This window comes from Haloferula sp., from assembly GCF_049672945.1.
Taxonomy (GTDB): domain Bacteria; phylum Verrucomicrobiota; class Verrucomicrobiia; order Verrucomicrobiales; family Akkermansiaceae; genus Haloferula.
The window spans coordinates 21,080-29,379 of record NZ_JBATWY010000131.1 but is presented as its reverse complement, the minus strand read 5'-3'; the positions used below and the strand labels follow the sequence as shown (position 1 = coordinate 29,379).

General features: G+C 59.7%; 8 protein-coding genes. 3 read left to right on the top strand and 5 right to left on the bottom strand.

Translation table 11 applies throughout. The features are described 5' to 3' along the window. Nucleotides 1–122: 122 nt before the first annotated feature. The 3 genes from WBG04_RS11660 to rpe are packed head-to-tail and all read right to left on the bottom strand — an operon-like array spanning nucleotide 123 to nucleotide 2,610. Nucleotides 123–977 (bottom strand): peptidylprolyl isomerase, encoded by an 855-nt coding sequence (locus WBG04_RS11660; RefSeq protein ID WP_424314602.1) that lies wholly within the window; start codon nucleotides 975–977, stop codon nucleotides 123–125. 5 nt (nucleotides 978–982) lie between these two features. Next, the gene (locus WBG04_RS11655; RefSeq protein ID WP_424314601.1) at nucleotides 983–1,897 is read right to left on the bottom strand and encodes a hypothetical protein; all 915 of its coding nucleotides are present in this window, start codon (nucleotides 1,895–1,897) and stop codon (nucleotides 983–985) included. A 44-nt stretch (nucleotides 1,898–1,941) separates the two neighbouring features. Further along, nucleotides 1,942–2,610: a ribulose-phosphate 3-epimerase gene (gene rpe, locus WBG04_RS11650; RefSeq protein ID WP_424314600.1), complete on the bottom strand. Its 669-nt coding sequence runs from the start codon at nucleotides 2,608–2,610 to the stop codon at nucleotides 1,942–1,944. A gap of 285 nt (nucleotides 2,611–2,895) precedes the next feature. Between rpe and tadA the strand changes: the two genes are divergently transcribed. The 3 genes from tadA (at nucleotide 2,896) to holA (ending at nucleotide 5,637) form a co-directional block, all read left to right on the top strand. Further along, the gene (tadA, locus tag WBG04_RS11645) at nucleotides 2,896–3,399 is read left to right on the top strand and encodes a tRNA adenosine(34) deaminase TadA (RefSeq protein ID WP_424314603.1); all 504 of its coding nucleotides are present in this window, start codon (nucleotides 2,896–2,898) and stop codon (nucleotides 3,397–3,399) included. After that, the gene (locus WBG04_RS11640) at nucleotides 3,389–4,381 is read left to right on the top strand and encodes an aminopeptidase (protein WP_424314599.1); all 993 of its coding nucleotides are present in this window, start codon (nucleotides 3,389–3,391) and stop codon (nucleotides 4,379–4,381) included. The genes tadA and WBG04_RS11640 overlap by 11 nt, the downstream gene beginning before the upstream one ends. 125 nt (nucleotides 4,382–4,506) lie before the next feature. Beyond that, nucleotides 4,507–5,637 carry a DNA polymerase III subunit delta gene (gene holA, locus WBG04_RS11635; RefSeq protein WP_424314598.1) on the top strand — a complete coding sequence of 377 codons (1,131 nt, stop codon included), beginning with the start codon at nucleotides 4,507–4,509 and terminating at the stop codon, nucleotides 5,635–5,637. A gap of 279 nt (nucleotides 5,638–5,916) precedes the next feature. Here holA and recA read toward each other — a convergent pair whose 3' ends face one another. Together recA and WBG04_RS11625 are read right to left on the bottom strand one after the other, a co-directional pair. Further along, the gene (gene recA, locus WBG04_RS11630) at nucleotides 5,917–6,945 is read right to left on the bottom strand and encodes a recombinase RecA (protein WP_424314597.1); all 1,029 of its coding nucleotides are present in this window, start codon (nucleotides 6,943–6,945) and stop codon (nucleotides 5,917–5,919) included. 346 nt (nucleotides 6,946–7,291) lie between these two features. Next, complete coding sequence (locus WBG04_RS11625; RefSeq protein ID WP_424314596.1) at nucleotides 7,292–8,263, bottom strand: thioredoxin family protein; 972 nt, start codon at nucleotides 8,261–8,263, stop codon at nucleotides 7,292–7,294. Between the last annotated feature and the right edge of the window lie 37 nt (nucleotides 8,264–8,300).

The following is an 8,300-nucleotide window of genomic DNA, read 5'->3' as shown; positions in this document are numbered from 1 at the left end:
GCCCGACCCAAGAAGAGCAGGATACGCCAGGACGAGCCGCCAAGAGGTCGCTCGGAATGATCCCCAAACCCATTCAAACCCCGCCGCGCGACACCACCGCTGAACTCAAGTCCGACAGACTGCTAGCTGATGGCCTCATGCTCGATGACCGCCTCGGTCTTGAGCTTGAGCGCGAATTCATGAAGTGCGCGACGCCGCTGGTCGGTGAGTGCCATTTCACGCACCTGGTCCGCAACGGTTTCGTAGGGGGCGATGTGTTCGGGTTCGACTATCACCGGCCAGATCAAGTGCAGGGCCTGTTCGTAGTAGAAGACCGGGCTGACTTCATTCTCGCGGAGTGAGAACAGCATCGACTCAAAGGTATTGAGGATGCGTTCCTGTTCGATCCAGCCGAGATCGATCTCCCGATCAGCCTTCTGGGTGTGGGCCGACGCCAGTTCGGCGAAATCGGCACCATCGAGGATGTCATTGCGGATGCCGGCCAGCTTTCGGTAGTCGTCGGCGGGATTCGATTCATCCGGAAAAATGACGAGGTGAAGCACCTTGCTGCGGGCTGGTCGGCGAAACTCGTCCTGATGATCGCGATACCAGGCGTGCAGGTCGTTTTCGCCCAGTTCGGGCAGCCCTGACCAGACCGACTCGACGAAGCGATCCATTCTCAGTTTGGCCACGATTTCTCCGCGAAGTTGGTCGCGCTGGGCTTCGAGAAGGTCCCATGAGGCCCCGTGCGCCCGCCATTCCCGCAAGGTTTCTTCAAAGTGCTCGCGGATTTCCCCCTGCTCAGGCGTGGGAATGATCCGTTCGGCCTCTTGGGCGAGCAGGATTCCTTCAATAACTTCGTTTCTCGCCTGCTCAAGGAATTCGTCATCGCGTTCGCAACAGGAGCTCTCACTCTTTCCTTCCGCTGCGGCCTTGATCCGCATGAAGGCCTCGTCGATCAAGATGGGGTCGACGACTTCTCCGTTGATGGTGACCACGTGACTTAGCGGAAGCGGGGATCGCGGATGGACTTTCCGAACAGAGCCGTGGAGCTGCCTTGATTGGCCGCGCGCAATTCAGACAGCTGCTGATCGGTCAGCTCATCGCTGATCATGTCGAGATCTTCCTCGATCTGTCTGGCGTCCTCTTCAGCGATGGCTCGCGCCAGTTTCTGTGGGTCGTCCGTCACCTCCGGATTGGTGAAGATATCGCGATACCTTCCAGATGCGGAATTACTACGTCCATAGTGGCCGCTGGTGTCGGTCAGCAGGCTCCACGCATCGGGCTCGGAAGCATGCTCGATACGGCTTTTTTCGCGGTAGGTGTTGAGCAGGGTCTCCCGCTGGTCCGCACTCAGGTCGACCGTGTTCATGACTTTGGCAAGGTCGCGCATGGCGCTGGCTTCCACCCGGTTTTCGACCGTGCGAGTTTTGAAGGCCTGGAGTCGCGCCTTTTGGTCATTGGTAAGCAGGGCGAGCAGGGCGTCGTCGAAGCCGAGATCGCCATCGGCGGCGTCGGTCAGAAGGCTGTCGGCCGAGGCGTTGGTGGATCCCTTGTGCTTGGCGAGCAGCTGGGCGACGGCCTCAAGTTGGTCGACTTCGAGCCCGAGAGCTTCGGCAAAGCGGGCGAGTCTGGCCTTTTCCCGCTGCCCTGTGACTTGGCTGAAGGCCCTATCCCGACGGATGGCTACCGGGTCGACGGTCTGCGATTCGGCCTCGGCGAGGCTAACCGCCCGGGTTGGTCCGGTGTTGCGGCTGGTCGGAGCAACGAGCTCGCTTTGATTGGGCCGCACGCGGGCTGGAGGCTCTGAAGTCGCCTGTTTGTCTGGCGTGACGGCGTCGCCAGTGGGCTTGAGGCCCCAACCAATGGCGAAGCCGGCTACAGCGGCGGCGATGGCAATGAGTGAAGAGGATTTCATGACGTTTTGGGATTTAAGCGCCGCAGGGGCTGGAATTCGTCGGTTCAGGCCTTCCGGATGTCACGGATGGCCGCGGCCATGTCAGGGGCCTTGAAGGTGGATGAGCCTGCGACGAGGACGTTGGCACCGGCTTCGACGACACGCGAGGCAGTTTTTTGATCGATGCCGCCATCGACCTCGATATGGAAAGAGAGCCCTGCTTCGTCGCGCCACTCGGCGACAGCTTCGATTTTGGGCAAAACCTCAGGCATGAAGGCCTGGCCGCCGAAGCCGGGAACGACTGTCATGCACAGCAGCAGGTCGATCTGGTCGAGGAAGGGTTTGACGTCTTCGATCGGGGTCGCCGGGTTGAGTGCGAGACCCGCGAGTCGGCCGGCCTTGTGGATCCGGTGCAGAGTTTCCGCGACATCATGCTCTGCCTCGACATGGACGGTGATCAGATCGCAGCCGGCGGCGAGAAAGCGGTCGAGGTAGTGATCCGGACGCGAGATCATCAGATGGGTATCGAGGAAGATGTCGTTGGTTTCGTGAACGGCTTGAATCAGGGCGGGTCCGAAAGAGATGTTGTCGACGAAATGGCCGTCCATCACGTCCATGTGGAGCCAGTCGGCCCCGGCATGGATGGCGCGAGTGACTTCCTCGCGGATTTTCGAGAAATCAGCGGCGAGCAGGGACGGGGCGATGACGCGGTCTTTGTGGGTCGGCGGGATCACGGGGGGAGAATGAATGGCGATGGACGAAGATCAAAGCTGGAAGCGAGGGATTCTTGGAAGATTTGGAAACAGCTGAAGGCCAAGGGTTCGTAGTCCCGCCTTTAGGCGGTCTCGTTGGTTGCCTCGACCACCTAAAGGAGGGACTACGAACGCTTTTGAACCTGCCTGAAGGTGGTTTTAGGGGTGCCAGCGGGCTTGGGCAGTAATCCGATCAATACCCGTCGGGCTGCCCACAAGAACTCGACTCTCTCGCGCGGGCCGATCAGCTTTTCGGGCGTGGACGAGATGATCGAGATTGGTGGAGACGCGCATTTCATGGGGCAGGCGCTGCGTCAGGCGCAGTTGGCGTATGCGGCGAATGAGGTGCCGATTGGCTGTGTGATCGTGAAGAATGAGCGGGTGATCGGCCGGGCGTGGAATCAGGTGGAGACGCTCAAGGATGCGACGGCGCATGCGGAGATGCTGGCCTTGACGGCGGCGCAGAGTGCGATCGGGGATTGGCGGCTCGAGGGCTGCACGCTTTACGTGACCAAGGAACCCTGCCCGATGTGCGCGGGGGCGATTGTGCATTGCCGGCCGGACCGGGTGGTCTTCGGTTGTGCCGATGGCAAGGGGGGCGCGGCCGGGGGGTGGATCAACCTTCTGGATTCGAACCCGCCGCTCAATCATCGCTGTGAGGTGGTGCCGGGTGTGATGGAGGGAGAGTGCTTGTCATTGCTGCAGGGGTTCTTCCGTGAGGCACGGGCGAAGAAGAAGGCGGAGCGGGACGCAGCGAGTGATGAAATCTAAGGGCATTTGGCTGCTGGCGCTGATCGCGCTGGTTCTGACGTCTTGCCGAACGGTCGAGTTTTACGGGCAGGCGGTGTCTGGACAGATGGGAGTGCTTGCGAAGCGTCGACCGATCGAAAAGGTGGCGGCAGAGACGGACGACGAGCACCTCAAGGAGCGCCTGGCGCTGACGAAGCGCTTGTTGGCCTTCGCTGAGCAGGAATTGAAAATGCCTTCGGGAGGGAGCTATGAACTCTATGCCGATTTGGGTCGGGAGCATCTGGTGTGGGTCGTTTATGCGGCACCGGAGCTTTCGCTGGAGCCGAAGGATTGGTGGTATCCGGTGGTCGGTCGGCAGGACTACCGGGGTTATTTTCGCGAGGATCAGGCGCGGGAGGAAGCGGCTCTTCTTGAGAAGCAGCGCTACGAGACCTGGGTCAGTGAGGTGGATGCGTTCTCGACCCTCGGGTGGTTCCGGGATCCGGTGCTGAATACCTTCGTTGACTACGAGGAAGTGGATTTTGCCGAGCTGATCTTCCACGAATTGACGCATCGTAAATACTATGTTCGTAATAATACCGCGTTCAACGAGGGGATGGCGGAAGCGGTGGCACGGGAAGGGGTGAAGCGTTGGTTTCGGGCGACGGGGAGGCCGCAGCTGGTGAAGAAGTATGAGGACCGGCAGGGGAGGATCAGGCAGGCCGGGGATTTGGTTGGAAAAACCATTGAGCGTTTGAAGGAAATTTATGCACGGGATGGCTGTGTCTTCGAGAAAAGGGAGGCGAAGGAGCGGGAGCTGGCGAAGCTGAAGAGGAGTCTAAGACGCCTGCGGGGAGAGTGGGGTGGCGGTCTGACTTCATGGATCGACGACCCGGTGAACAACGCGCGCCTGAATTCCTTCATTACTTACGAGGCGGAGGTGCCTAGGTTTGCGGCCCTGATCGAGGAATGTGATGGGGACTTTGAGGTGTTCTGGAGGCGGGTGAAGGGAATGGAGCACTAGCAAGGAGCGGGGATTCGCAATCATCGCACCCCTCAGGCCAGCTCTACCCTCGGGGATTGCAAATCCCTGCTTCTTGGGGAGGTCGCTTCTTGCCGCATTGGTGGCAGGTCACGTAGTCTCCGGGCGTGGCCGGGAAATCACAGATTCATGCGATTGTTGGAACCGACGAGGGGCGGGTGAAGGAGGAAGCCTTGCGACTGCATCGCGAGTTGACCGGGGGGAATGACGATGGTTTCACGCATGAGATGATCGATGGGACGGCGGACAACTCCGAAGGGGCATTCCAGATCTGCAAGAGTGTGGTGGAGGCTCTCAATACGCTGCCGTTTTTCGGGGGGGAGAAGGTGGTCTGGTTGAAGTCGGCGACCTTTTTGATCGATGACGTCACCGGGCGTTCGGACCGGACGCTGAGCGGGGTGGAATCGCTGAAGGATTGCCTGGCGGCCGGACTCGGGCCCGGCGTGGTGTTTCTTTTGAGTGCCACCGGCATCGATAAGCGTCGGGCGTTCTGGAAGTTTCTCCAGAAGAACGCGGAGGTGAAGAGCTACGACAAGATCGATACTTCGCGCGACGGTTGGGAGGAGGAAGTGGCGGCGCTGGTGGATGGTCGGGCGCGGGATCTCGGGCTGAAGTTCGAGGCGGAGGCGATGGAGCTTTTCGTGATGCTGGCGGGGGAGGCGACCCGGCAGATTGGCAGTGAACTGGAGAAGCTCGATTTGTATCTCGGCACCGAGCGCCGGACGGTGGCGCTGGAAGATGTGCGCCAGATGGTGCCGATGAGCCGGGCGGGGGTGATTTTCGAAGTTGGGAAGGCGCTGCAGAATGGTGATGCCGGGCGGGCGATCGAGTTGATCGATCAGCAACTTGAGCAGGGGGAGAGTGCGATTGCGGTGATGCGGGCGTCGGTGATTCCGACGGTGCGGAATCTGTTCATGGCGAAGGTGGTTTCGGAGACCGGCGTGTCAGGATCGAATTACCGGGCATTTGCTGCGGAGCTGGATCGGCTACCGGAGATTCAGCGAGCCTGGCTTCCGCAGAAGAAGGCGGGTGGGGTGAATGCCTATCCACTGTTTCTTTCGATGGGCGCGGCGAGTGCCTTCGAGATGAAGGGCTTGAGAAAAGTGATGGAATCCGCGCTCAAGGCGGACCGGGCGCTGGTGACGACGGGCTTGGATCACCGCTTGGTGCTGCATCGATTGATCGCCGAGGTGACGGCCGCGCGGAAGAAGCGGAAGAAGCAGGTGGCGAGGCGTTGATGGGCGGTGGCACGCCCTCGTGTCGCTGAGGAAAGAGGTCCGAAGCGTCATCCGTGGTTCTCCAAGATGTGGGCCGCGTCAATGCTCCGCAAGGCCGTTGGATGGATGATGGCGCGAAAAACCCAGGGTTGGGGCAACCCTGGGCTGTAAATCCGGAATCCCGTTGGGATTCTTCAGTCGTGGCACGTTCTCGTGCGATGTTTTTGTGAGGGTGGGAGACACCCTGCGTTTGAGCGACGGGGGCGTCGCTCCTCCCATGCGGACGAGCTTCGGCTCTTTCTACTTCTTCGCCTCGTTGAGCTTTACGAGGACCTTTTCGGTGATCTCGTCGAAGAGTTCCTGGTTGTCCTTGAGGGCCTGTTTGACGGCATCGCGGCCTTGGGCGAGTTGCTCGCCATTGTAGGCGAACCATGATCCACGCTTTTGAATCAGATCGAACTCGAGGGCGACATCGAGCAGGGAACCGGTCGAAGAGATGCCTTCGTTGTACATGATGTCGAATTCGCAGGTGGTGAAAGGTGGGGCGACCTTGTTCTTCACGACTTTGATCTTGGTGCGGTTGCCTTGAACCGTGCCGTCGGTGGTCTTGATCTGACCGATGCGACGGATGTCGACACGGACGGAGGAGAAGAACTTGAGGGCGCGGCCGCCGGGGGTGGTTTCGGGGCTGCCGAACATCACGCCGATCTTTTCACGGATCTGGTTGGTGAAGATGCAGACCGTGCTGGCTTTGGAAATCAGGGCGGTGAGTTTCCGCATGGCGGCACTCATCAGGCGGGCCTGAGCGCCGACGGTGGAGTCGCCGATCTCGCCGGCAAGTTCCTGTTTGGTGACGAGCGCGGCGACGGAGTCGAGGACGACGACATCGAGTGCGTTCGAGCGGACGAGGGCTTCGCAAATCTGGAGGGCCTCTTCACCGGAGCTGGGCTGGGAAATGAGCAGGTCGTCGAGGTTGACGCCGAGCTTGCGGGCATACTGGGGGTCGAGGGCGTGTTCGACGTCGATGAAAGCGGCGAGGCCCCCCCTTTTCTGGGCCTGCGCGATGGCGGTGAGGGTGAGGGTCGTCTTACCGGAAGATTCCGGGCCAAAGACCTCGATGATCCGGCCGCGGGGGAAACCGCCGACGCCAAGAGCGCGGTCGATGACGAGGTTGCCGGTGGGGATGACGTCGATGTCGACGACGTTTTCGTCGCCCATCCGCATGATGGCGGTTTCACCGAACTCCTTCTGAATCTGGGAGATGGCGAGGTCGAGGTTGCGCTTGCGGGCGTCGGCGAGTTTTTCGGAAGGATCTGCGGTCTTGGCCATGGCGCAGGATGTCGCAGATCGAAGGAATTTGGTCAACCAGAAAAAGCTGTTCGGAAGAACAAAAATGAGACCATCTGAAAATCAGGGGTAGGACATTGAAGATTGTCCCAGTCCCCTTGAGAGAAGGGAATGAGGCGGTAGTGGGGCGTTTCGTGCGGGATTTGCCTTCAGGTGATGGGAGGTGTTCGAGGTGTCGCTTCGGTCGGCATTTTTGGTGATGGATGGACGGATCGCATGAGGCGAGGGCTCTGGCGTTGGAAATTGAGAATGAGCGCTCCTTTGGTACGCCAAAGCGCCGCAGGAGCAGGGTCCGGCGGCGCTTGGGAAATGATCTGGGGAGGCCGGCTTACTCGCCGTCCTTCTTGGTCTCGGTTGCTGGGGCGTCCGAGTTGTCTCCGGCTTCAGCCTTCATCTTGTTGATGTGGGTTTTGAAGCTGTCGATCCTGCCGCCGATTTCGCTTTCTGGGGCGATGGCTTTGGCGGCATCGAGGGTCTCGAGGGATTCATCGAACTGCTTTTTTTCCGCGAGGATCATCGCCTTGATCAGCGTGATCTGCTGCTTTTGTTCTCCTTCGAACTCGCCCTCGGAGAGGGTGCTCTCGACGAGCGCCATGGCGCCGTCGTGATCCTGCTTCTGGCCGAACTGGTTGAGCTGGCTCTCAAACTCGGCGAACTTCTGTTTGGACTCGATCCCTTTGACGAAGCCGGTTTCATCATTTGGATCGGCGACTTTGATCTGCTCGATAACTTCAGGGTAGAAACTGGCGACGGCGGCGTCTTCGAGTTCCATCTTGTTGAGGGCATCGACCAAGGACTGGGCTTTGTCGACGCCTGCGGCTTCCGATGCGGCTGTAAAGTCCTTATCGCGGGTCGTCTTGGCTTCCTGAAGTTCGTTGAGGTGAGCGACGTATTTTTCCGGGCCACCTGGTTGGTAGCCGGTGCGGGCGTAGGGTTTGCCATCGGAGTCGGTGAGCAAGATGGTGGGAAATCCTTGGACGGCATACTTCTGTTGCAGCTCGCGGTTCTGTTTCTGAGTTTCCTCGGAGAGTTTTGAGCTGTCTTTTGGGAAGTCGAGTTCGACGAGGATGAATTCATCCTTCACGCCTTCCTTGAACTCTTCATGTGAGAAGACTTCTTCGTTGAGCTTGATGCACCATCCGCACCAGTCGGAGCCGGTGAAATCGATGAGCAGGTCCTTGTTTTCGGCGGCGGCTTGTTTTTTCGCTGCTTCGTAATCGTGGGTCCAGCCTTCGCCGCCTGCGAAGGCGGATCCGAGGCTGAGAGTGGTCGCAAGGGCGACGGTCATTAGTATTTTCATGGGAAGCGGAAATTCGGATGGCTTGGCGGGAAGTCGA

Excerpts from the sequence above, each read along its gene's own strand:
- WBG04_RS11625 (WP_424314596.1), bottom strand. The coding sequence starts at position 8,263 with ATGAAAATACTAATGACCGTCGCCCTTGCGACCACTCTCAGCCTCGGA.
- WBG04_RS11655 (WP_424314601.1), bottom strand. The coding sequence starts at position 1,897 with ATGAAATCCTCTTCACTCATTGCCATCGCCGCCGCTGTAGCCGGCTTC.
- tadA (WP_424314603.1), top strand. The coding sequence starts at position 2,896 with ATGATCGAGATTGGTGGAGACGCGCATTTCATGGGGCAGGCGCTGCGT.
- recA (WP_424314597.1), bottom strand. The coding sequence starts at position 6,945 with ATGGCCAAGACCGCAGATCCTTCCGAAAAACTCGCCGACGCCCGCAAG.
- WBG04_RS11640 (WP_424314599.1), top strand. The coding sequence starts at position 3,389 with ATGAAATCTAAGGGCATTTGGCTGCTGGCGCTGATCGCGCTGGTTCTG.